The following is a 21,880-nucleotide window of genomic DNA, read 5'->3' as shown; positions in this document are numbered from 1 at the left end:
TGGGGATGATGCGGGCGATCCAGGATCTGGACACCCAGCTCGCCGGCAACTGAGCCGAGACCAAACGCAGGAGGGATCCGGGCTTCGGTCGGGGTCCCTCCTTCGTGGGACGGGGTGACGTCCCCGCTAGGCCCAGGGGTCCTCGAAAGGGATCAGCGACCGGCGTCGGCGAGGTGCGGCGCGTGGTGGCTCAGCACCTTCACGATCACGCCGTGGCGACGCAGCGTCGCGACGGTGCGGGTCTCCTCGTCGATGTCGCGGCCGAGCGCATGCACGTTCGCGACGACCAGCACGTCGCCGGCATGCAGCGTGTCGATGAGGCGGCCGATCCGATCCGTCCAGCTCTCCAGGATGTCCGGAGCGGGATGGCGGAAGCCCTCGATCGGCACCCCGAACCGGGTGAGGTCCTCGCGCTGCTGAACGACCGACGGCATGCCCTCGCGGGCGACGACCAGGCCGACGAGCCGCGACCCGTCAGGGCGGGCGGACCACCAGTCGCGGTTCTGCTGCAGCTGCGTGAAGCACTTCGGGCACTCGGCCGCGGCGTGCGGCAGGTGCAGGGGGCTGGTCAGAGCCTGCCCGAGGGTGTCCTCGTGCTCGTGAGTCGTCCCGCTCATCGTCTCGCCTCCCTGCCGCGTCGGTGCTCGAACCATTCTGCCCTGTCCCGCTGTACCGCGGCTGCGCGGAAGATACGTCGTCGCCGGAGTCCGCGCAACCGGCCCTCGCCCCGCGAACGCGGAGGTACGCTCGCAGACGGCCCGTTCGCCGACCCCGAGGAGCACACCATGCCGACCACCGCTGCCTACGCCGCCCCCGCCGAGGGCGCGCCGCTCGTTCCCACGGAGATCGAGCGACGGGAACCCGGTCCGCACGACGTCGTGATCGACATCGCGTTCGCGGGGATCTGCCACTCCGACATCCACACCGTGCGCGGCGACTGGGGCCCTCAGCGCTACCCGCTCGCTCCGGGGCACGAGATCGCCGGGATCGTCTCGGCGGTCGGATCCGAGGTCACCCGTCACGCCGTCGGCGATCGGGTGGGCGTCGGCTGCCTCGTGAACTCCTGCCGGGAGTGCGCCGCCTGCCTGCGCGGCGAAGAGCAGTACTGCACCGGCGGGTCCGTGGGCACCTATGGGGCCATCGATCGCGACGGCACCGTGACCCAGGGCGGCTACTCCCGCCAGGTCGTCGTCACGGAGGACTTCGTCGTGCGGATCCCGGAGTCGGTCCCTCTCGACCGTGCGGCGCCGCTGCTCTGCGCGGGGATCACCACGTACTCGCCGCTGCGGCACTGGAACGTCGGCCCCGGATCCCGGGTCGCGGTGATCGGCCTGGGTGGTCTCGGGCACATGGCCGTGCAGATCGCCCACGCGCTCGGCGCGGAGGTCACGGTGCTCTCGCAGTCCCTGCGCAAGAAGGACGAGGGGCTCCGTCTCGGAGCCGACCGCTACCTCGCGACCTCGGACCCTGCCACGTTCTCCGAGAACAAGCGCGCGTTCGACCTCATCGTGAACACCGTCAGCGCCGCTCTCCCGCTCGACGACTACCTCGGGCTGCTCGATACGAACGGCACGCTCGTGAGCGTCGGCGCCCCGCCGGAGCCGCTTTCGTACCGCGCGGGCCTGCTCATCGGGGGTCGCCGTTCGCTCGCCGGTTCGGCGATCGGCGGGATCGCCGAGACCCAGGAGATGCTGGACTTCTGCGCGGAGCACGGCATCGCGGCGGAGATCGAGCTGATCGACGCGGACCGCATCAACGACGCCTACGAGCGGGTGCTCGCGAGCGACGTGCGCTTCCGCTTCGTGATCGACGCCGAGACGATCTGACCGATCCGGTCGCCGGAGGACGCGTCCGCGTCCGTGTCCTCCGGATCCGACGGCATCAGAGCAGCCCGAGCGCCCGGACGGCGTCGCGCTCCTCGACGAGTTCGGCGACCGAGCGGTCGATGCGTTCGCGCGCCCACGCGTCCGGATCCAGGCCCTCGACGATCCTCCACTCCCCGTCCACGGAACGCACGGGAAACGAGCTGATCAGGCCCGCGGGTACGCCGTACTCGCCGTGCGAGACGACCCCGGCGCTGGTGCGGCGCTCCCCGGTTCCGAGCGCCGCATCCCGCACGTGATCGATCGTCGCGTTCGCGGCCGAGGCGACGGACGAGGATCCGCGCACCTGGATGATCTCTGCGCCGCGCTTCGCGACGCGGGGGATGAAAGTCTCGGCGAGCCAGGCGCGGACGTCCCCGTGCCGCTCGGCGAGAGCGTCGAGGATCGGCCGTCCCTGCACGGTCGCGTGCGCGACGTCCGGGAACTGGGTCGCCGAGTGGTTGCCCCAGATCGTGACGCCCGCGATGTCGGAGACCGGCACGCCGAGCTCTACCGCGAGCAGGCCGCGGGCGCGGTTCTCGTCCAGGCGGGTGAGCGCGCTGAACCGTTCGGCCGGCACGCCGTCGGCCGAGGCCGCCGCGATCAGCGCGTTGGTGTTGGCCGGGTTGCCGACGACCGTCACCCGCACGCCAGAGTTCGCGTGGGCGGCGATCGCGGCGCCCTGCGGGCCGAAGATCCCTCCGTTCGCGGACAGCAGGTCGCCGCGTTCCATGCCCGGCCCGCGCGGGCGTGCGCCGACGAGCAGGGCGTGGTCGGCGCCGTCGAAGCCGACCGCGGGATCGTCCGTCACCTCGACGTGCTCGAGCAGTCCGAACGCGCCGTCCTGCAGTTCGAGGGCGGCCCCCTCCGCGGCGGCGAGGCCCGCCGGGATCTCCAGCAGCCGCAGCCGGACCCGCTCGTCCGGGCCGAACAGGTCTCCGGCCGCGATGCGGAACAGCAGGGCGTAGCCGATCTGCCCTCCGGCGCCGGTCAGGGTGATCGTCGTGCTCATGTCGCCTCCTCCGACCGCCAGGGCGGTCCCTGTCTGCGAGCCTAGGCCTCGCGGGGCGGCCCCGCGCCGTGGAAAACTGGGCGCATGAGCTTCAATCCCGACGCGGACGTCTCCGACAACAACGTGCAACGGCGCGGCGGCGGTCGGACGGCGGCCATCGCGGGCGGCGGCGTGGTCGGCGTCGGCGCGATCGTCGTGCTGCTCATCAGCGCCTTCACCGGCGTGGATCTGTCCGGGCTGCTCGGCGGAGGCACGGACCAGGGCGCGCAGCAGCAGGATCAGGGCACGTCGGAGGGCGGCGTGCAGAACTGCTCGACGGGCAAGGACGCCAACGCCAGCGTCGACTGCCGCGTCGCGTCGACCTCGCTCGTGCTCAACAAGTACTGGACGACGCACGTGAAGGGCTACGTCGCGCCGCAGCAGGTCAGCGTCGACGGCGCGACCGCGACGCCGTGCGGCACCGCCTCGAACGACGTGGGGCCGTTCTACTGCCCCTCGGACCAGACCGTCTACATCGACCCGACCTTCTTCCAGGTGCTGCACCAGCAGTTCGGCGCCGAGGCGGGCGATCTCGCCCAGGTCTACGTGGTGGCGCACGAGTACGGGCACCACATCCAGAACATCACCGGGATCATGGACGCGCACCCGAACAACGGCACCGGTCCCACCAGCAACGGCGTGCGCACCGAGCTCCAGGCCGACTGCTACGCCGGCGCCTTCATCCGCGACATGACGCAGGAGAAGGACAAGAACGGCACCCCGTACATGACCACCCCCACCGACGCGCAGATCACCGACGCCCTCGACGCGGCCGCCGCGGTCGGGGACGACCACATCCAGCAGCAGTCCGCGGGCTACACCAATCCCGAGAGCTGGACCCACGGATCCAGTGCGCAGCGCAAATACTGGTTCGCGAGCGGCTACAAGAACGGGCTCGGCAGCTGCGACACGTTCGCCGTGTCCGGCTCGAAGCTCTGAGGCCGGCGCCGCTGCACGGACGGCGGCAAGCCGATCAGGCCCGCATCGCCTGGACGAGCGTGCGCAGCAGCGCGAGCACCCCACCGCGCGCGCGGAACCGGGTCAGCCCCTCGCTCACCTCCGCGGCCGTGCGCGAGGAGGCGAACCACGGCGGCTTGGGCAGGATCGTGAACCGCCCGCCGTCGCGGAGGATCGACACGGCGCGGGGGAAGGGGCGGAAGGGACCGCGTACCACCGAGCGCTCGACGTCGGCGAGCAGAAGGGCGTTGTGGACCACGCCGATCCCGCTGCCCACGTCCTGGATCGTGTTGCCGGGGAAGGCGCCCCACGTCACGGTGGGGGTGATAAACCCGAAGGCGGTCCACGTGTTGATGGCGATGGAGCCGTAGCGCAGCGCCGTGATGGCGCGGGAGAACCCTGCGCCCATCATCGCTTCCGTGGCCGGATCGACGATCACATTGGCTCCGAGCGTGCCCTGCAGGCGGTCGTTCGCGTAGGCGACCGCCGTGTCGAGGAACTCCTGTCCCGTGCCGCGGAGCGCCTGGACGCCGAGGACCGGCGCGAAGTACTCGGTCGTCGCGATCGCGGTCGGATCGTCGTCCTCTCCGAGCTCCACGAGCAGGCGGTCGGCGAGCACGAGCGCATCGGGGTAGGCCTCGGCCGCCGCAGCCATCCGCTCGGCGGAGTGCGGGTACCAGATCGGACGCTCGGGGGCGAGGGCATAGGCGCGACGCAGCTCGGCGAGGAACTGATCCTTCTGCGCCCAGTCGTCGGAGAGCAGGACGATCTGCCCCGCGATGCAGTTGTGACCCGCGTTCTGCAGGCGCATGGTGGCAACGTGCTCGGCCTGGAAGCGCAGATCCTCCGCGCTCCACTCGCCCGGCACGACGATGATCGGCGAGACGCCCCCGAGCTCGGCCGTGATCGGCGTCTTCAGCCGGGGGCGATCCTCGCGCTTGCGCCGCGACGCCTGCGCCCCCGTGCCCCAGACGATCGCGTCGAAGGTGGCGGCGGAGCCCGTGATGTGCACCTGGGAGAAGGCGCGGTTCGCCGTGAGGTACGCGCCCACTTCGGGGCCGCCACGGACGATCCGCAGGAACCCCGGCGCGATGAGAGGAGCCAGCGCCTTCTCGAACACCGGCACGAGGGCGTCCTGCGTCGGATTGACCTTGAGCAGCGTGACCCGGTCGTGCGCGAGCAGCTCGTACAGCACGTCGAGCACGGGGATCGAGGTGATGTTGCCGGCGCCGAGCACGAGGCCGATGCCGCCGTCGCCCTCTGCGGGCCGGCGCTGGGCCAGCCCTGCGCGCGCACGCGCATCTCCGGGCGTCACGCCGGGGGTGAGCCAGACCTCGCCGGTGAAACCGGAGAGCAGCACCTTGTCGACGCCGAGGAGCGGGAAGGAGTGCACGCGGGTCTGGCCGGAGGTGGTGCGATCGATGCGCAGGCCGTCCAGCGGGTTCCTGCCCTGCGCGAGTCGTTCCAGCGTCTCGATGTAGGCGTCGAGGGCGCCGAGCGTGGCGTACGGTCCGCTCAGCCACTCCTCGCCGCGCAACGGATGATCTTCGGAGAGCTGCTTGGAACGCACGGCGGCGCGCACCCAGGCGCGGGCGTTCACGGCCACGGCCCGTCGCACGCCCCGCAGCACCGTGACGCGCTGGCCGATGGTCAGCGCTCCCCAGCCCGCGGATCCGCGTCGCAGATCCTCCAGGGCGGCCTCGAGCGGCTCGCGGACGTCCTCGGGGAGGGTCTCGGGCATCGGCATCTCCTTCGGCGCGGTCTGGCTTCACCTTACGCGCCCGGCGTGGGACCGAGTCTCAGCAGATCCCGCCGTCGATGTCGCCACCGGCGGGGGAGATCAGATGAGGGAGAGCTCGCGGAGCTTCGCCTCGACGTCGGCGTTCGACGGCTCGACGTGGTGCGAGGAGTCCGGGTACACCACGACCGGGATGTTCGTGCGGCCGGAGATCTCCTTCGCGACGTCGGCCGCGGCGGGGTCGGCGACGAGGTCGACGTAGGTGTACTCGACGCCGAGGGCGTCGAGCTGCTTCTTCGTGCGGATGCAGTCGCGGCACCAGTCGGCGCCGAACATCGTGATCGTCTCGGGTGCGTCAGAGCTCATAGATCCAGGGTACGGCGGATCCGACGACGCGGATCCGCCGAGGCGCCGCCTGTGGAAATCCCTGTTCATCTGCTGTTCGCTCTCGGCCGTCATGCTCATCTGACGGCAAACACCAAGGTTCTGCGAGGCATCCCGTGGGACGATGGAGGCTCACGAGCGGAGGAGGGGGCATGGACGACGTGCCTGCGATCGGACCGATGGCGTCCGGCGCGCCCTTCTCCGGGGTCGCCGTCGGCGCGACCGTGATCGTGCCGACCTTCAACGAACGCGACAACGTGGCGGCGCTCGTCGAGCGCGTGGCCGCGGCTCTCGCCGGTCGCGACGCCGAGATCCTCTTCGTCGACGACTCGACCGACGACACCCCCGCTACCATCCGCCAGGTGGCCGCAGACGCACCGCTGCCCGTCCGGCTGCTGCACCGGGACGACCCTCAGGGCGGTCTCGGCGGCGCCGTGGTCGAAGGCATCCGTGCCGCCGCCTACGACGTCTGCATCGTGATGGACGGCGATCTGCAGCACCCGCCCGAGCTGCTCCCGGAGATGATCGACCGCTACGAGGACGGAGACGTCGACGTCGTGATCGCCTCGCGCTACATCGGCGGAGGCGACAGCGGCGGGCTCGCCGGTGCCGTGCGCGTCGGCGTCTCGCGCGGCGCGACCTCGCTCACCAAGGCGATGTTCCCGATCCGCCTCTCCGGCGCGTCCGACCCGATGACCGGCTACTTCCTCGTCGATCGGCGCCGCATCGATCCCGCGGCCCTGCGCCCGAACGGCTTCAAGATCCTCCTCGAGATCCTGGTGCGCTCCGACGTGCGCATCGCCGAGGTCCCGATGGAGTTCGGGGAGAGGCTGCACGGGGAGTCCAAGGCCTCGTTCCGTCAGGGCATGGCCTTCCTGAAGCACCTCGCGCGCCTGCGCTTCGGCAAGATGTCCCTCTTCGCCCTCATCGGCGCGGTGGGCGCTGTCGCGAACCTCGTCATCATGTGGGCGCTCACGCACCTGGGCGTGGAGTACATCTGGGCCGCGATCATCGCCGCAGAGGTGACGATCATCGGGAACTTCATCCTGCAGGAGCGCTACGTCTTCAACGACATGCGCGACGACGCGTCCACGATCGGCGTGCGGTTCGCGCAGTCGTTCACCTTCAACAACGTCGAGGCGGCGCTGCGGATCCCGATCCTCGCGCTCATGGTCGAGAGCTGGCACATCTCGAGCATCCTCGCCGCCGCGATCTCCCTCGTGGTGGCCTTCTTCGTCCGCTTCGTGTTCCACTCGCTCGTGGTCTACGCCCCGCGTCGCTCGGTCAGGGTCGCGCGCAAGGAGGAGTCCGCGGCCCGCGCGCTCGAGATCGAGGGTGCCGGCGCGGAGTGATCCCGCCCCGGGGCGTTGCGTGCGCTCCGGCCCCGGGCTCCGGCACCAGGCTTCGCACGGGCGACTCAGCCGATGTTCGCCTTGAGATCGTCCACCGTGTCGCCGTAGTTGATGCGGATGACCGGGAGCTCCAGCTTGGGCGTCCCGATCGTCACGTAGCCGTGTTCGATCGTGCGCGCGAGCAGGAAGCCCGCCTTCGTCACGCCCTCCTCGGCTGTCGCGTTGTAGTGGCCGTACGGGTAGGCGATGACCTCCTTGACACCGCCGAGGATCTGCGCCGACTTCTCCAGGTCGGCGGCGATCTGATCGGCGGAGAGGTTGACCATCTGCCCCTTGCCGTTGGCTCCGGCGGTGTGCATCGAGTCGGTGTGCGAGCGCTGCAGCACGTACGGGGAGGGGGAGCCGTCGTGTCGGACGTTGGTGATGACGAACGATGTCGTGAGCAGCTTGTCGTCGGTGACGACCGGCACGGCCAACTGGAGCCAGGTCGGATCCGCGTCGTCGTCGGTGATGATGAGCGAGTGCTGCGGCAGGAAGAGCTTGCCGTCGATGAACGCGTTGAGCTCGTCCCAGGTCGGCAGGTAGAACTTCTGGGCCGCCACGTAGGCCATGTGCTTCTTGAAGTCCTCGATGTACACGTAGTTCTTGTGCAGCCAGCCGTCCTCGCCCTCGGGCTTGGTGGTGAACTGGTGGTACATCAGGATCGGGATCTTGGCCGCCGTCGCGCTGTTCTGCTCCGGAGTCGTCCACGCGGCGTAGAGCGTGCGCTGTCGGTCGGCGCAGGTGGCCAGCTGGGATCCGTTCACCCGATCCGTCTGGGTCTGCGCCTGCGCCTGAGCGGCGCTCGGGTACCAGCCGGCGAAGACGGATCCCGGACGCTCCAGGATCGGCAGCCCGGTGTAGAGCACGCCCTCGGTCTGCAGCATCGGGGCCTGGGCGACGCCGTCGCCGGCGAAGGAGAGCGCGCAGGCCCTCGGGTCGGTCGCCGTCTTCAGCAGCGCCTCGGCGGGCGTCAATGGAGTCGGCGTGGGGGTCGGCGTGGACGTGGGCAGCCGGTGGCGCGCGGTGGCCCGGGGCTCGGCCTGGCCGGAGAGCGCGTGGATCGTCGTCGTGGTCACCACGGCGACGAGCGCGATCGCGAGGACCGCGATGAGCCCTACGATGAATCGGCGCCGCCGGAGGACACGCGGCGAAGGGCGCTTCGGGCGCGACGGACGGGGTGCTCCTCCGGACATGGTGCCGAGTGTAGGGGATCGGGGTGTCGCGCCAGGGGAGCGGGCTCAGAGCAGCCAGCCGTGTTCCTCGGCGATGCGCGCGGCGTCCGCCCGCGTGCGCGCCTCGAGCTTCTGCATCGCGGACGAGAGGTGGTTGCGGGTGGTGCCCTCGGACAGATGGAGCATTCCGGCGACGTCGGCGATCGTGCCGCCGGAACGGGCCGCGCCGAGCACCTGCGCCTCGCGCGACGTGAGCGGCGAGGGGCCCGCGGCGAGGGCGTCGGTGGCGAGCGCCGCGTCGATCACCGTCTCGCCGCGCATGACCCTGCGCACGACGTCGGCGAGCTCTGTCGCGGGGGTGTCCTTGACGACATAGCCGGCCACGCCGGCCGCGAGCGCTCGGGAGAGGTAGCCGGCGCGGCCGAACGTCGTGACGATGACGACCCTCACCCCGGGGTGCGCCTCCCGCACCCGCGCCGCCGCGGCGAGCCCGTCGATCCCCGGCATCTCGACGTCGAGCAGCGCGATGTCCGGCCGATGCTCCTCGACCGCCGCCAGTACCTCGTCCCCGCGGCCGACCTGGGCGATCACGGAGAGGTCGTCCTCCAGGGAGAGCAGCGTGGCGAGGGCTCCGCGCACGAGCGCCTGGTCGTCGGCGAGCAGGATCCGGATCATGTGTCCCTCCGTCGGGTGTTCGCGGTCACGCCGTGACCTCCAGCAGGAAACCGCCGTGCGGGGAGCGACCGATCCGCAGGGATCCTCCGGCGTCCGCGGCACGTTCGGCGAGACCGTGCAGGCCCGTGCCGATCCGGTCGTCCGTCGTATCGCGCGGAGCGGGGCCGCGGCCGTCGTCCTCGATCGTGATCCGCTCCGGGGTCAGGGACACCCAGCACGCGGTCGCGCCGGCATGGCGGATGACGTTGGTCGTGGCCTCCCGCAGCGCCCACCCGAACAGTTCGCGTCGATCCTCGGGCACCTCGTCGGTGGTGGTCGGCAGATGCGCCGTGATGCCGGCGGCGGGGAGGAGGCCGCGCAGCGAGGCGAGTTCGCTCGCGATCCGCACCTGGCGGTAGCCGGAGACGACGGCGCGCATGTCGCTGAGCGTCGCCCTCGCCAACTCCTGCACGTCGTGGATCTCGGCGGACGCCGCCTTCGGATCCCGCTCCGCGAGCCGCGCCGCGAGGTCGGCCTTGAGGGCGATCGCGGACAGGGAGTGACCGAGGATGTCGTGCATGTCCCGGGCGACGCGGTTGCGCTCCTCCTCGACCGCCACGTCGGCGAGCTCGCGCTGTGTGCGGCGGAGCGTCGCGAGGGTCTGCAGGTTGCGCGTGAACGCGGCCATCAGGATGCCGACCGAGAGGATCACGAGGGGCATCGTCCACGGGGGCGTGCTCGAGGGGGAGAGCGCGTCGTCGACCACGTCGACGACGAGCGCGAGCGCGGCCGTCGCCACGACGGCGATCCCTGCGGGGGCGGTGCCGCCCAGGCAGACCGCGGCCGACACGGCGACGTACGTCCACAGCCCCGTCAGATCCGCTCCGAGCACCACCACGAACGGCAGCGAGAGCAGCAGGAGCGCGACCGGAGGGGTCCAGCGCCATCGTGCGGGGAGCGCCATCGCGATCGGGAAGGCGACCGTGAACACCGCGCCGAAGACGACCAGCCCCGTCGCCCAGAGCAGCGCGACCGGTGCGGGCGCCTGGACGAGCACCGGCACGAGCACGAACCCGACGAGGAAGAGGAGGCTGATGAGCGCTCCCGGGTACCATCGTCGCGCGCCGGGAGCGCCGAGCGTGAGCCGTACCCGCGCGAGGCCCGTGACGCCGTCGAGCGAGGGGGCGTCGAGGAATCCGCCCTCCCGGATCGGGAACCGGCGGCGGAACGGACCCGGCGCCGGTTCCCACAGGAGCGACGCGCGACGGACGGGGCGCTCCGGGGTAACCGGTGCGCCCCGTCCGTCGCGGGTGTCGCTCGTCACGTCAGACGCGCTTGGTGTCGCGGCGGAACATCATCACCGCGAGCCCGGTGAAGACGAGGAACCACACGACGAGGTTGAGCACCGACCAGCCGTCCGGAGCGACGCCGATGACGGCCGACTGGGAGAGGTTCGCGATCCCCCAGAGCGGGGTGAACTTCGCCGCGGTCTGCAGGGCGTCCGGCATGAGCGTGAGCGGCACGAACAGGCCGCCCATGAAGCTCAGGATCGGCAGGATCGGGCCGAGGTAGCGCATCGCGTTCTGCGCGGGGAAGGCGTAGCCGACCGCGAGACCGAGGCTCGTGAGCATGAGCGAGCTGAGCCAGGCGAGCAGGCCGGCCGCCATGAGGTTGCCCATCGGCGCCGTGATGCCCATGACCGCCCCGACGACGAGCGTGACGAGCACGGCGATCCCGCCGAGGACCATGCCGCAGACGACCTTCACGAGGATGTACACGACGGGGTTGAGCGGGGTCAGCCGCAGCTGGCGGCTCCAGCCCTGTGCACGCTCCGAGGCGACGGAGACGCCGGTCATGGTGCTCGCGACCATCGCGCCGTAGACGGCCATCGAGATCATGATCGGCACGGCGGCGGAGAGGCCGCCCTGGGCGATCGGGGTGCTGGAGATCGGGGTGTTCTTGTTCGGCAGCCCGATCATGAACAGCATCGCGATCGGGAAGATCAGCGTGAACACGACGACGCTGGAGTTGCGGAAGAGGCGCTTGAGCTCCACGGCGAGGAACGTGAGGCTGAAGCCGCCCAACGGGGGCACGCGCCGAGTGGTCGGGTCGATCCGATCCAGGCGCTCGGTGGCGGTGGTCATGGTCATTCGCCTTCCGTGTCGTCGCCGGTGAGGCGCAGGAACGCCTGTTCCAGGTTCTGACTGGTGATCGTGACGTCGCGCGCCGACGTCCGGGTGAGGAGGTGTCGGGCGACGGCGTCGGAGTCGTTGGCCCGGATGATGATGCGAGGCCCGCGGACCTCGACGGAGTCCACGCCGGGCAGGGCCGCGATCTCGGCCTGGGCGTCGGCGGACTGGCCGTCCCACTCCGCCTCGATCGTGCGTCCCGAGGCCATCGCCTTGATCTCCGCGGTGGTGCCGTCGGCGACGATCCTGCCCTTGCGGATGAGGACGATCCGGTCGGCGTACTGATCGGCCTCCTCGAGATAGTGCGTCGCGAAGAGCACCGTGCGCCCGCGCTGGGCGTCCGCGTGGATCGCCTGCCAGAACGAGTGCCTGCCCTCGACGTCCATCCCGGTGGTCGGCTCGTCGAGCACGATGAGGCCGGGATCGGAGACCAGCGCCATCGCGAAGCGCAGCCGCTGCTGCTGCCCGCCCGAGCACTTCTGCACCTTGCGGTCGGCGATGTCGAGGATGCCCGCCCGCTCGAGTGCGGCGTCGATGCTCGTGGTGTGTGCGAACAGGGAGGCCGTGAGCTTCATCGTGTCGCGCACGGTGATGTCGGCGAGCAGGCCGCCGGTCTGCATCACCGCGGACACGAGTCCCCGCGAGATGGCCTGGCGCGGAGTCAGCCCGAACAGCGAGACGCTGCCGCTGTCCGGCTGCGAGAGGCCCAGCAGCATGTCGATGGTGCTGGTCTTCCCCGCGCCGTTCGGGCCCAGGAAGGCGACGACCTCGCCCTGGCGCACGGAGATGTCCACGCCGTCGACGGCCGTGAACCCGTGGAAGCGCTTGGTCAGGCCGACCGCCTCGATCGCGGGGAGCGAGGACGTGCCGGTCCGCGCGGAGGTGACGGGCTGTTCCGTCCGAGTCTCGTTCATGTCGTCCAGTCTGCTCCGCTCTGGCGGCTGCGCACGATGAACGATGTCATGGATCCGCCATGACATCCGTCACGGCAGGAGCGTGGCGATCGTCCTGTCCCGACGTGCGCGTCGGACAGACCCTGATCCCGGGTCCGTCCGGGCGCCCGGTGGGAGCACGATAGACTCGGAGGGCTCAACAGGAGGTAGCCCGGTGATCCTTCACTACATCGTCTTCGGAATTCTGTTCCTCGGCGGAATCGTCGTCCTGGGCATCGCTCCCGGTCTCCCGGCCTGGCAGGGTCCGGTCTTCATCGCCGGGATCCTGCTGATCTGCCTCGCCCTCGCCTACATGATGCGCGAGCCGGGCGGCGCCACCAAGCGCTCGCGTTCCTGGGAAAACTGAGCCCGCACGGCCGCGCGGGGGCCTCGTCCGCCGAGCTTCCCGCGCATACTCCCGGGGAAGCAGGCGTCCGTGATCCCGGGGGCCGATCCGCTCCCCCGACGCGGGGAATAGCATCGAAGGATGCTGGATCCCGCCACCGACTCCCCTGACGGCGGTGTCTGGAGCCGTCGCGGCACGCCCGCGGCGCTGCGGCTCTGGGGTCCTGTCGCGCTGTGCCTGCTCGTGCAGGTGCCGTCGGCGGTGTGGATCGCGGCCCACGACGATCTCCGCGGCTTCCGTTGGAGGATCGCTCTGCACCTCCTGCTCGCGATCCTCGGCCCGCTCTCCCTGCTGGCGGCCCGGCGCCTGCCCGGACCCACGGTCGCGGTCGTCTCCGCGCTGGCCCTCGCCGACGTGCTCACGGCTCCCGTCCTCGGGCCGCCCTACCTCGCGCTCGCCTTCGCGATCGCCGGTGCCGTCGCCCGCGGGGCGGAGATCTGGGCCGCCGTGTCGATCGCCGTCGGCTGGACCGCCGCGATCCTCGTCGGCCTCGGCATCGGCCGTACCTGGCATCCGGCCCTCATCGTCGCCGTGACGATCGGTCTCGCCGTGAGCTTCGGCGCGGGCGCGCTCATCCGTGCGCGGGGGATGCGGATGGCGATGGCGCGCACCGATGCGGCCCGGCAGCAGCAGCAGGCCGAGGAGCGGGAGCGCGTGCGGATCGCCCGCGAGCTGCACGACGTCCTGGGCCATGCGCTGTCCCAGATGAACGTCCAGGCCAGCGTCGGGCTGCACCTCTTCGACCGCGATCCCGCGCAGGCGCGCGCTGCTCTGGAGAACGTCAAGAGCACCTCGAAGCTCGCCCTCGAAGAGGTGCGCGGCGTGCTCGGCGTGCTGCGCGACGGCGAGGTGCCTCTCGTCCCGCAGGCCGAGCTCGCGGAGCTCCCCCGCCTCGTTGCGGGACTCACCGTGCCCGGACTCGACATCGCCCTGGACGATCGTCTCGGCGATCGGGCGCCCAGCCGCGCGGCGCAGTTCGCGGCCTACCGCATCGTGCAGGAGGCGCTGACGAACGCGGTGCGTCACGCGGAGGCGACGCACGTGCGGGTCGTCCTCGAGAGGGAGGATGACCCGGATCCGCGGCTCGTCGTCCGCGTCTCGGACGACGGCAAGGGCTTCCGCGGCGCAGATCCGCTGAGCTCCGCGCACGGGGGCGTGCTCGGGATGCAGGAGCGGGCGGCGCTGCTCGGGGGCGCGCTGGAGGTCGGCGACGCGCCGGAGGGCGGCGCGCGGATCGTCGCGACCCTGCCGTGGGGACGGGCCTCGTGAGGACGCCGTCGTGATCCGGGTCGCGCTCGCCGACGATCAGCTGCTCGTGCGGGCCGGCTTCCGAGCGCTCCTGGACGCCGAGGAGGGGATCGAGGTCGTCGCGGAGGCCGCCGGGGGCCGCGAGCTGCTCGACCGCATCCGCGCGACGCCCGTCGACGTCGTTCTCATGGACATCCGGATGCCGGACGGCGACGGGCTGTGGGCGACCGAGCAGATCGCCGCGGACCGGCGCCTGGACGGCGTGCACGTCGTGATCGTGACGACCTTCGAGCTCGACGAGTACGTGGTGCGTGCGGTGCAGGCCGGCGCCGCGGGCTTCCTCGTGAAGGACACGGAGCCCACCGACCTCGTGCGGGCCGTGCGGGTCGTCGCGGCGGGGGAGGGACTCCTCTCGCCCGGCGTCACGAGACGCCTGCTCGAACGCCTGGCGGTCGGTCTCCGCAACGCCCCGGATCCGGCCGCGCTCGCGGCGATCACCGATCGCGAGCGCGAGGTCCTGCGGCTCGTGGGGCAGGGACTGACGAACGACGAGATCGCGTCGAGGCTGTACCTCAGCCCTCTCACGGCGAAGACCCACGTCTCCCGGATCATGTCGAAGCTGCACGCCCGCGACAGGGTGCATCTCGTCGTGATCGCCTACGAGACGGGGCTCGTCGCGCCGGGGTGGCAGTAGCCGTACTCCCCCGGGAGCATGCCGAATCACTCCCCGAGCTGGATTCGCGGCGCGGGCCGGAGGACGAGGCTGAATGCGGCGATCGACACGCGTTCGCCGCATTCGAAGGACGAACCCATGTTTCCACTCGTCGCGGCCGCGGCCGCGCATCCTGTCGCCCATCACTTGCACCGGGGCCCGTTCGTGCCGTTCTGGCCGGTCGTCATCATCGGTCCGCTGATGTTCCTCATCATCGTCGGCCTGGTCGTCGCGCTCATCGTCCGCGGGCGCCGATCGGCGCCGGGACCGTGGCGCGGCGGCCCGTGGCAGGCCGCGGGGGCGCCCGGAGCACCGCCCATGCCGCCGACCTGGTCCGCGACGCCCGGCCCCGAGCAGGTGCTCGCCGACCGCTTCGCGCGCGGCGAGATCGACGAGGCAGAGTACCGTGCGCGCCGCGACGCGCTGCGCGGTCAGCCCGGCGCATGAGGACGGCACCCCTCCCGCCGCGATGGGGCCGGCCTCGGATCCTGTCGTCAGCGGGATCCGAGGCCGGCCTGCGTGCCGATCCCCGCGACGATGCTGCTCGTCGACCACCTAGCCGGTGACGAAGGCATTCGCGGCGCGACGTCGCCGGTGCGTGAGAGGCGACGGAACAGGGCAGACTCGTGATCACGATCCCGTGAGTCCGCCGACGCGAGGACCGACCGTCGTCGCACAGGCCCGAGATCCCGGTGCCGCGGCGGAGGGCCGAGGGAAGCCGGGAGAAGAAAGCCGAGAAAGGAGGGGGACCCCGTGCCGTCATCTCCGCGCGCCGTCTCCCGCACCGCCGTCTCCCGCACCGTCGCGATCTCCGCGGACCTCGAACGCCGCATCGCCGCCGGCGAGCTCCCGGCAGACGTGCGCCTCCCCAGCGAGACGGCGCTGAGCGTCGAGTACGGGACCACGCGCAGCGTGATCCGCGGGGCACTCGCCCGACTGGCGCGGCTCTCGCTCGTCTCCTCCCGGCCCCGTGGCGGCTGGATCGTCCAGGCGGCGCACCAGACGCAGGGTTTCGACCGGATGCAGTCGTTCACCGAGTGGGCTGTCGAGGGCGGGCGCGTACCCGCGGGCGTGATCACCTCCCGCGCCGTCCGTCCGGCGGACGCGCGCGAGGCGCAGCAGTTCCGGATCCGCCTCGGGGAGGCGCTGCATCGGATCGTGCGCGTCCGTCTGCTCGACGGCCGTCCGGTCATGATCGAACGCTCCACCTGGGCGCCGTGGGTCGCCGCGGTGATCGAAGCTCTGCCCGACGACGTGGTCTCGACCACGGTCGCGCTCGCGGAATCCGGCATCAGGGTCGCCGCGACGAATCACCGGATCGAGGCCGCCGCCGCGAGCACCGAGGATGCCGACCTGCTCGGCATCCGTCGGTCGAGCCCGCTGCTGCAGGTCGGGCGCACCACCACCACGCGCGAGGGGCGGCTCGTCGAGATCGGCGTCGACCGCTACCGGGCCGGTGTCATCGCCTTCGAGATCGAGGCCGGTCACACCGTCCGCACGGCGCTCTGACGGGAGCGCCGCCGGGGCCGTCGCCATCCACCGATCGCGGCCGAGACGGCCCAGTGTGCACGCTCGGTCGATCGATCGCGCCCTCCGCGCCCCGGGTCACCCTCTCGACCTGCGACGTTCACGCGACGTTCGCCTGCCCTTGCTCTGCTCGATCGCGGCGCCCGCCCGGGGCGTCGCCTGTCTTCGAGGAGCAGCATGTCCAGCGAGCCCGTCCCGTTCACCCCGGAGCCCTACGAGCGTCCGCAGACCGTGCCGAACGAGGTGCTGCACAGCGGCATGACCCGACGAGGCATGTTGCGCGCGCTCGGCCTGCTCGGCGGTGCGGCCGCGGTGGGTGCGGACGTGGGCGTGGGAACCGGCGCCGCGTCGGCGGCCGCCGCGCCGGGCGTGCGCGCTGCGGCGTCTGCGGGCGGCCGGACCGCTGTCCTGCCGAAGGGGTTCACGGGCGACATCACCGACATCAAGCACGTGGTGATCCTCATGCAGGAGAACCGCTCGTTCGACCACTACTACGGCGCGCTGCCCGGCGTCCGCGGCTTCGACGACAAGCAGGCCCTCCGCTTCCAGAACGGCACGGACGTGTTCTCCCAGCCGCAGGGATCCTCGTTCGTGAAGCCCAGCAGGGTCACCACGGTCGCCGGGACGACCACGGGGCTCGACCACTCCTACGAGGGCGGAACGTCGGCGTGGAACGGCGGACGCTACAACAACTGGATCGGCGCCAAGGGCGCGAACACGATGCACCATCTCACCGGGGAGGAGATCCCCTGGCAGTACTCGCTCGCGAGCGCCTACACGATCTGCGACAACTGGCATTGCTCGGTGATGGGCCCCACGACCCCGAACCGCCTGTTCGCGTGGACCGGCACGTCGGGCGGGACCGTGTCGAACGGGGGCGAGTCCGACGGCAACCGCACGTGGCAGACCTACCCCGAGGCGCTGCAGAAGGCGGGAGTCTCCTGGCGCATCTACGTGGACAACACGAACAACGGATCCAGCTGGGTCGGCGACTACACCGACAACCCGATCCGCGGCTTCAGCGCCTTCACGACCTCCGGCACGTCCGCGCAGGATCTCGCGAACCGCAAGGACGCCGCCAAGAACGCACCGGGCACGGGCCTCGTGTGGCGGGCGGGATCGGCTCCGTACGCGTCGACGGGGGTCGTCAACAACGACAGCGACGCGAACCTGAACGGCGTGCTCAAGGAGTTCATCGCGGCGTGCGCGCCCGGGGCGCAGCGCCCGCTTCCGCAGGTGTCCTGGATCGTCGCGCCGTACAGCTGGTCGGAGCACCCCTCGGCGAACCCCGAGCACGGCGCGCACTTCTGCAACCGCGTCATCCAGACGCTGCGCAGCAACCCGGAGATCGCCGCCCACACGCTCCTGATCATGACGTTCGACGAGAACGACGGCTACTTCGACCACGTCCTCCCGCCGTACGCGGAGCCGGGCACCCCCGACGAGTACAACGGATCCACCCCGATCGGCTACGGCGCGCGGATCCCCACGATCCTCGTCTCGCCGTGGACCCGCGGCGGCTGGGTGAGCACGGAGACGTTCGACCACACTTCGCTGATCCGCTTCCTGGAGACGTGGACCACGGCGCTCGGCACGCCGGCGCTGTCGACGACGATCTCGGCCTGGCGGCGGGCGATCAGCGGAGACCTCACCAGCGCGATGGACTTCGCGCATCCCGTGCTCGACGCGCCGCCGTCGCTGCCCGACACGGATGCGCTCGTGCAGATCGCCCGGGCCGGCGGGACCATCGGAACCCAGGTGCCGCCGGCCGACAGGTGGTCGAGCACAGCGCTCCGGCGTCGTCCTCTCTCCTACCATCCCCACGGCACGTTCGTGGAGGATCGCACGACGGGCACGGTCCGCGCGCAGCTGAGCCTCGTCGGAGGGCCGCGCGGGAAGGCGGTGAGCTTGCAGGCCTTCCCGGACAAGTACCTGCCGTTCACGAACACGCCCTACACCGTCTCCGCGACGAAGCCCGCCGTGCACTCGTGGGACGCCACCGCGCAGGACGGGCGCTACGCCTTCTCCGTCTACGGCCCCGACGGGTTCGTGCGTGCGCATGCGGGAACCGTGATCCCCGCGGGGCAGAACAGCTCCGGGGTGCCGCGCATCGACGTCGAGCTCGTCGCCGGCGCGACGCCGACCGTCCGGATCGCGCTGCACAACGACGGACGACAGGCCGTGCACTACAGCCTGGTGCCGAACGACCACGCCGGCACGGCGCGGAAGATCTGGGTCGCGCCCGGAGCCACGGAATCGGTCGTCTGGCCGACCGAGGAGGGCTACTACGACGTCGTCGTCACCGCCGACACGAACACCGGTTGGCAGCACCGCTACGCCGGCCGCATCGCGCAGCTCGGCGCCTGATCCCCGGCCACGCAACGGAATCGGAGACGACAGCGACATGCACAGGAACCCCTTCCGCGCGGCACGGACCGCGCTCGCCGCGACCCTCGGCCTCGCCCTGGTCCTCGCTCCCGCGCTGGCGCCGAGTGCGGCGACCGCGGCGCCGGCCGTCGCACCGTTCGCGACCTACACGTTCGACGGAGACAGCGGCCGCACGGTCGCGGACTCCTCCGGACACGGCAACGACGCGACCTGGGTCGGAACCCCGGCGTCGGTGCCGGGCGTCTCGGGGAAGGCGGCCGCCGTCAGCGGCGGTGCGAACTACGTGAAGCTGCCGCTGGTCGACGGCAAGACGGACGGATCCGGATCGTTCTCGTACGAGTTCTGGATGTCGGAGCAGAGCAGGACCTCCTACGGCACCCTGTTCAGCAATCAGGACTTCGACTCCTGCAACAACCCGGGCCTCACGCTCTACAACCAGAGCACGCCCGGCGTGCTGCAGGCGTGCTGGGGGCTGACGCCGGGCGGGGCGAAGCAGTACCTCGCCGGGGCGTCGCCGGGGCTGTTGAATGCGTGGCATCACGTCGCCGTCTCGGTCGATCGCACGGCGAACGTGGTGACCGTCTACACCGACGGGGTCGTGACGGCGACGTCGAAGGCGGGGCAGCTCACCGCGAACACCGTGCTCAAGAGCGGCTACGCGTTCAACCTCGGCGGCCTCAGCGGCAGCGAGCAGGACGCGGGCGACGGCTTCGTGAACGCGTCGATCGACACCCTGAGCTTCTACGACGCCGCGATCCCCGCCACGCAGGTCGCCGCCGACTACGCGGCGCAGAAGCCCGCCACCGTGCAGTACACGGTCGCCTTCGACGGCAACGGCGCGACGGGCGGGGCGACCGCCGCCCAGGCGTTCGCCGCCGGTCGGAGCGCGCCGCTCACCGCGAACGGCTTCACGCGTCGCGGCTACGGATTCCAGGGCTGGGCGACCAGACCGGGCGGCCAGGTCGCCTACGCCGACGGACAGACGGTCTCGGATCTCGCGACCGCGTCGGGTGCGACGGTCACGCTCTTCGCCGTGTGGAGCAGGTTCCGGGCGGCGGGGGACACGGTCGCGCCGGTCGCGTCCTACGACTTCGACGACGACAGCGGATCCACGGTCAAGGACTCCTCCGGGCGGGGCAACGACGCGACCTGGTCGGGAACCGCGGCCTCCGTCGACGGCACCTCCGGCAGGGCGGCGTCCGTGAGCTCCCCGGCCGGCAGCGTCCAGGGCGTGAACTTCTTCTCGCTCCCTCTCGTCCCCGGATCCACGGACGGCTCTGGCAGCTTCTCGTTCGTCTTCTGGCTGAACGAGACGTCATCGAGCTCGGACTCCCCGATCGTCTCGAACCAGGACTTCACGCACTGCTACAACCGGGGGACGACCCTCTACAACACTGCGGGTTCGCCCGGCGTGCTGCGCGGGTGCTTCGGGCAGAAGGGCTCGTCCACCGCTCAGAACTACCTGCCGAACGTGAGCGGCGGATCCGTGATCGGGCGCTGGCACCAGGTCGCCCTGGTCGCCGACCGCGCGGCCGGGACCATGACCGCGTTCCTGGACGGCGAGCAGACGGTGCAGAACACGAACCTCACCGCCGCGTTCTCGCTCCAGAGCGGCTTCCCGTTCCGGGTCGGCGCCGAGGGCTCGGGGACGGACCTCGGCGACGGGTTCGTGAACGCCGCCATCGACACCTTCGACTTCTACGACGCCGCGGTCCCCGCGGCGCAGATCCGCAACGACTTCCTCGCGACCCGGCCGGCCGCGGCCGTGAACGACGGATCGACCATGCCCCGCGGTTTCGTGTCGTCGGTGCTCAAGGCGCCCGCGGTGCGCGCCGGGGGTTCGGTCGCGCAGCCGCTCTCCGGACTCTGGAACGGCGCCGCGGGTGCCCGCTTCGCGAAGGTCGACGGAGACTCCTGGCTGAGCGTCGACGCGGACGGGGTCGTCCGCGGCACGGCGCCCTCCTCGGCTCCGAACGTCCCGGCCTTCCTCACGGTCGAGGCGAGCGACGGGGCGACGACGTCCCGCATCGACGTCGAAGTCGTGGTGCTCGCGCCCGGCGCGCGGGTGCCGTTCGACGCGGTCACGTGGAACCTGTGGGATGCGGGCACCCACGTGAACGACTCGGGCTGGAAGAACCTCGCCGTGCTCGCCGCGAACGGCTTCGGCGTCGTCGGGGTGCAGCAGGACGGCGGTTCCGGCGCGGCGAGACTCGCGAAGGCGCTCGGCTGGCATGCGGTGGAGGGTGCGGGCGGTGCCGGGATCCTGTCGCCGTATCCGCTGACCGCAGCGACAGGGGCGGAGGCGCGCGCGACGGAGACGTCGCCGATCGTCCGTGCCGACCTCGACGTGCTCGGCCAGCCCGTGCGGGTGTTCAGTGCAGGCCTGGACCACGCGGGCTACGGGCCCGAGGCCGCGTGCTCCGGCGCGGATCCGGATGCGCTCGTCGCCGCGGAGAAGAGCACGAACCGGTACGCGCAGGCGCAGGCGCTCGCGGCGGCCGCCCGGCCGGCGGTCGCGGAGTCGGCGGCGACTCCCGTGCTCGTGCTCGGCGACCTCGCCTCGCCCTCGTCCTCAGACTGGACTGCGGCCACGTCCGCCGCCCACTGCGGCGTGGGATCCGTCGCGTGGCCCGTTCCGGCGCTGCTCGCGGATGCGGGACTCACCGATGCCTACCGTGTCGCAAACCCGGATCCGGTCGCCGACCCCGGGGCGACCTGGTCTCCGCTGGTCACGACCGATGCGGCGACCGGCGCCCCGGAGCCGCAGGACCGGATCGACGAGGTGCTGTTCGCGGGCGAACGCCTCGTCGTGCGCGGCGCCAACACGTTCGTCGCGGGCTGGCCGTCTCCCCGGAACGTGCTCGGCAACGCATGGACGAGCAACCACCGTGCCGTCGTCGCGTCCTTCGCGCTCGGCGCGGCCGGCACGGAGCCGGGAGGCGGAGCGACAGACCCCGGTACGGATCCCGGATCCGTTCCGCCCGGCGACGGAGGCGCGGGCGCCTCTCCCGGCCAGGGCGGCGCTTCGGGGGCGGACGCGTCAGGGAGCTCCGGCACCGTGTCGTCGGGTCGGGGGTCGCAGGGCGGTGCGGAGCGCCGTGGCGGTCTTGCGGCCACCGGCGGCTGGATCGCGCTGCCCCTCGCCGCGATCGCGGTCGCGCTGCTCGCGGCGGGCGGTGTGCTGATCGTCCGTCGCCGGCGCGCGGCCGGTGCCAGGCACTAAGCGCCGGAGGGGAGAAGCCGGGCGCACGCGGGGGAGACGGCGA

Annotated in this window: 18 protein-coding genes and 1 pseudogene; 10 read left to right on the top strand and 9 right to left on the bottom strand. The window is 71.6% G+C overall.

Features of this window, described 5'->3' with window-relative positions:
• Window positions 1–152: 152 nt before the first annotated feature.
• On the bottom strand, window positions 153–617 hold the full coding sequence (locus Q0P88_RS07435; protein WP_295012669.1) for a recombinase family protein: 465 nt from the start codon (window positions 615–617) through the stop codon (window positions 153–155).
• 168 nt (window positions 618–785) lie between these two features.
• Here Q0P88_RS07435 and Q0P88_RS07430 point away from each other — a divergent pair, with 168 nt between their 5' ends.
• On the top strand, window positions 786–1,826 hold the full coding sequence (locus tag Q0P88_RS07430) for an NAD(P)-dependent alcohol dehydrogenase (RefSeq protein ID WP_295012667.1): 1,041 nt from the start codon (window positions 786–788) through the stop codon (window positions 1,824–1,826).
• A gap of 55 nt (window positions 1,827–1,881) precedes the next feature.
• Here the strand turns inward: Q0P88_RS07430 and Q0P88_RS07425 are convergent, their stop codons facing one another.
• Complete coding sequence (locus Q0P88_RS07425) at window positions 1,882–2,874, bottom strand: malate dehydrogenase (protein ID WP_295012665.1); 993 nt, start codon at window positions 2,872–2,874, stop codon at window positions 1,882–1,884.
• A gap of 81 nt (window positions 2,875–2,955) precedes the next feature.
• Here Q0P88_RS07425 and Q0P88_RS07420 point away from each other — a divergent pair.
• A pseudogene (locus Q0P88_RS07420) lies at window positions 2,956–3,852 on the top strand (neutral zinc metallopeptidase); the annotation flags it as partial.
• A 34-nt stretch (window positions 3,853–3,886) separates the two neighbouring features.
• Here the strand turns inward: Q0P88_RS07420 and Q0P88_RS07415 are convergent.
• Both Q0P88_RS07415 and Q0P88_RS07410 read right to left on the bottom strand, forming a co-directional pair.
• Window positions 3,887–5,611: an aldehyde dehydrogenase family protein gene (locus tag Q0P88_RS07415; RefSeq protein ID WP_295012663.1), complete on the bottom strand. Its 1,725-nt coding sequence runs from the start codon at window positions 5,609–5,611 to the stop codon at window positions 3,887–3,889.
• A gap of 99 nt (window positions 5,612–5,710) precedes the next feature.
• The gene (locus Q0P88_RS07410) at window positions 5,711–5,974 is read right to left on the bottom strand and encodes a glutaredoxin domain-containing protein (RefSeq protein ID WP_295012661.1); all 264 of its coding nucleotides are present in this window, start codon (window positions 5,972–5,974) and stop codon (window positions 5,711–5,713) included.
• 197 nt (window positions 5,975–6,171) lie between these two features.
• Here Q0P88_RS07410 and Q0P88_RS07405 point away from each other — a divergent pair, with 197 nt between their 5' ends.
• Entirely contained in the window at window positions 6,172–7,344 is a 1,173-nt protein-coding gene (locus tag Q0P88_RS07405) for a glycosyltransferase family 2 protein (protein ID WP_295012675.1), read from the top strand.
• Between the two features lie 65 nt (window positions 7,345–7,409).
• Here Q0P88_RS07405 and Q0P88_RS07400 read toward each other — a convergent pair whose 3' ends face one another.
• Genes Q0P88_RS07400 through Q0P88_RS07380 form a run of 5 tightly spaced genes read right to left on the bottom strand, consistent with a single transcriptional unit; the run spans window position 7,410 to window position 12,315 of the window.
• Complete coding sequence (locus tag Q0P88_RS07400; protein WP_295012659.1) at window positions 7,410–8,579, bottom strand: polysaccharide deacetylase family protein; 1,170 nt, start codon at window positions 8,577–8,579, stop codon at window positions 7,410–7,412.
• 45 nt (window positions 8,580–8,624) lie between these two features.
• Window positions 8,625–9,233: a response regulator transcription factor gene (locus Q0P88_RS07395; protein WP_295012657.1), complete on the bottom strand. Its 609-nt coding sequence runs from the start codon at window positions 9,231–9,233 to the stop codon at window positions 8,625–8,627.
• A gap of 25 nt (window positions 9,234–9,258) precedes the next feature.
• Entirely contained in the window at window positions 9,259–10,536 is a 1,278-nt protein-coding gene (locus Q0P88_RS07390) for a sensor histidine kinase (RefSeq protein ID WP_295012655.1), read from the bottom strand.
• A gap of 1 nt (window position 10,537) precedes the next feature.
• On the bottom strand, window positions 10,538–11,356 hold the full coding sequence (locus Q0P88_RS07385) for an ABC transporter permease (RefSeq protein WP_295012653.1): 819 nt from the start codon (window positions 11,354–11,356) through the stop codon (window positions 10,538–10,540).
• A gap of 2 nt (window positions 11,357–11,358) precedes the next feature.
• The gene (locus tag Q0P88_RS07380) at window positions 11,359–12,315 is read right to left on the bottom strand and encodes an ABC transporter ATP-binding protein (RefSeq protein ID WP_295012651.1); all 957 of its coding nucleotides are present in this window, start codon (window positions 12,313–12,315) and stop codon (window positions 11,359–11,361) included.
• A gap of 193 nt (window positions 12,316–12,508) precedes the next feature.
• On the opposite strand from Q0P88_RS07380, the gene Q0P88_RS07375 reads away from it, so the two are divergent.
• From Q0P88_RS07375 to Q0P88_RS07345, 7 genes are all read left to right on the top strand, one after another.
• Window positions 12,509–12,700, top strand: coding sequence for a hypothetical protein (locus Q0P88_RS07375; protein WP_295012649.1), 192 nt, complete (start codon window positions 12,509–12,511; stop codon window positions 12,698–12,700).
• 120 nt (window positions 12,701–12,820) lie between these two features.
• The gene (locus Q0P88_RS07370; RefSeq protein WP_295012647.1) at window positions 12,821–14,008 is read left to right on the top strand and encodes a sensor histidine kinase; all 1,188 of its coding nucleotides are present in this window, start codon (window positions 12,821–12,823) and stop codon (window positions 14,006–14,008) included.
• Between the two features lie 10 nt (window positions 14,009–14,018).
• On the top strand, window positions 14,019–14,681 hold the full coding sequence (locus Q0P88_RS07365; protein WP_295012645.1) for a response regulator transcription factor: 663 nt from the start codon (window positions 14,019–14,021) through the stop codon (window positions 14,679–14,681).
• A gap of 117 nt (window positions 14,682–14,798) precedes the next feature.
• On the top strand, window positions 14,799–15,146 hold the full coding sequence (locus Q0P88_RS07360; RefSeq protein WP_295012643.1) for an SHOCT domain-containing protein: 348 nt from the start codon (window positions 14,799–14,801) through the stop codon (window positions 15,144–15,146).
• Between the two features lie 306 nt (window positions 15,147–15,452).
• Window positions 15,453–16,208, top strand: a complete 756-nt coding sequence (locus Q0P88_RS07355; protein WP_295012641.1) for a GntR family transcriptional regulator — start codon at window positions 15,453–15,455, stop codon at window positions 16,206–16,208.
• Between the two features lie 195 nt (window positions 16,209–16,403).
• Window positions 16,404–18,593, top strand: a complete 2,190-nt coding sequence (locus Q0P88_RS07350) for an alkaline phosphatase family protein (protein ID WP_295012636.1) — start codon at window positions 16,404–16,406, stop codon at window positions 18,591–18,593.
• Between the two features lie 37 nt (window positions 18,594–18,630).
• The gene (locus tag Q0P88_RS07345) at window positions 18,631–21,837 is read left to right on the top strand and encodes an InlB B-repeat-containing protein (RefSeq protein ID WP_295012634.1); all 3,207 of its coding nucleotides are present in this window, start codon (window positions 18,631–18,633) and stop codon (window positions 21,835–21,837) included.
• The last annotated feature ends 43 nt before the right edge of the window (window positions 21,838–21,880 follow it).

It is taken from the genome of uncultured Microbacterium sp., assembly GCF_945952435.1.
Taxonomy (GTDB): domain Bacteria; phylum Actinomycetota; class Actinomycetes; order Actinomycetales; family Microbacteriaceae; genus Microbacterium.
Note: the sequence above shows the minus strand (reverse complement) of the source record. Positions and strands in the feature narration are given on the sequence as shown.

Bases quoted from the DNA above. Each gene is read 5' to 3' on its own strand.
- Q0P88_RS07400 (WP_295012659.1), bottom strand. From the start codon at position 8,579: ATGTCCGGAGGAGCACCCCGTCCGTCGCGCCCGAAGCGCCCTTCGCCG.
- Q0P88_RS07380 (WP_295012651.1), bottom strand. From the start codon at position 12,315: ATGAACGAGACTCGGACGGAACAGCCCGTCACCTCCGCGCGGACCGGC.
- Q0P88_RS07345 (WP_295012634.1), top strand. From the start codon at position 18,631: ATGCACAGGAACCCCTTCCGCGCGGCACGGACCGCGCTCGCCGCGACC.
- Q0P88_RS07395 (WP_295012657.1), bottom strand. From the start codon at position 9,233: ATGATCCGGATCCTGCTCGCCGACGACCAGGCGCTCGTGCGCGGAGCC.
- Q0P88_RS07410 (WP_295012661.1), bottom strand. From the start codon at position 5,974: ATGAGCTCTGACGCACCCGAGACGATCACGATGTTCGGCGCCGACTGG.
- Q0P88_RS07385 (WP_295012653.1), bottom strand. From the start codon at position 11,356: ATGACCACCGCCACCGAGCGCCTGGATCGGATCGACCCGACCACTCGG.
- Q0P88_RS07415 (WP_295012663.1), bottom strand. From the start codon at position 5,611: ATGCCCGAGACCCTCCCCGAGGACGTCCGCGAGCCGCTCGAGGCCGCC.
- Q0P88_RS07405 (WP_295012675.1), top strand. From the start codon at position 6,172: ATGGCGTCCGGCGCGCCCTTCTCCGGGGTCGCCGTCGGCGCGACCGTG.
- Q0P88_RS07360 (WP_295012643.1), top strand. From the start codon at position 14,799: ATGTTTCCACTCGTCGCGGCCGCGGCCGCGCATCCTGTCGCCCATCAC.
- Q0P88_RS07435 (WP_295012669.1), bottom strand. From the start codon at position 617: ATGAGCGGGACGACTCACGAGCACGAGGACACCCTCGGGCAGGCTCTG.
- Q0P88_RS07370 (WP_295012647.1), top strand. From the start codon at position 12,821: ATGCTGGATCCCGCCACCGACTCCCCTGACGGCGGTGTCTGGAGCCGT.
- Q0P88_RS07350 (WP_295012636.1), top strand. From the start codon at position 16,404: ATGTCCAGCGAGCCCGTCCCGTTCACCCCGGAGCCCTACGAGCGTCCG.
- Q0P88_RS07430 (WP_295012667.1), top strand. From the start codon at position 786: ATGCCGACCACCGCTGCCTACGCCGCCCCCGCCGAGGGCGCGCCGCTC.
- Q0P88_RS07425 (WP_295012665.1), bottom strand. From the start codon at position 2,874: ATGAGCACGACGATCACCCTGACCGGCGCCGGAGGGCAGATCGGCTAC.